1 rRNA gene is annotated in these 236 nt (G+C 44.5%); it reads right to left on the minus strand.

The window, feature by feature from the left end:
- Positions 1-86: ribosomal RNA gene (rrf, locus tag KNO71_RS17560) — 5S ribosomal RNA — on the minus strand; the annotation flags it as partial.
- Positions 87-236 lie beyond the last annotated feature (150 nt).

The raw sequence follows: 236 nt of genomic DNA on the forward strand, positions 1-236 counted from the left end.
ATCCCCCAACTACTTTCGGCGCTGAGACGCTTAACTTCCGTGTTCGGCATGGGAACGGGTGTGGCCGTCTCGCTATCGCCACCAGACAAGTATTATATTAACATTATTTATCGATAATGTCAATATGTTTTTTGAGATTGTTCTCTCAAAACTGAGGATTCATCAACACAAACCATTAGACTAGATCAAAGCCTCGACCGATTAGTATCATTCAGCTCCACGTGTCGCCACGCTTC

Origin of the sequence: Exiguobacterium sp. s163 (assembly GCF_018617135.1) — a bacterium.
GTDB lineage: Bacteria > Bacillota > Bacilli > Exiguobacteriales > Exiguobacteriaceae > Exiguobacterium > Exiguobacterium profundum.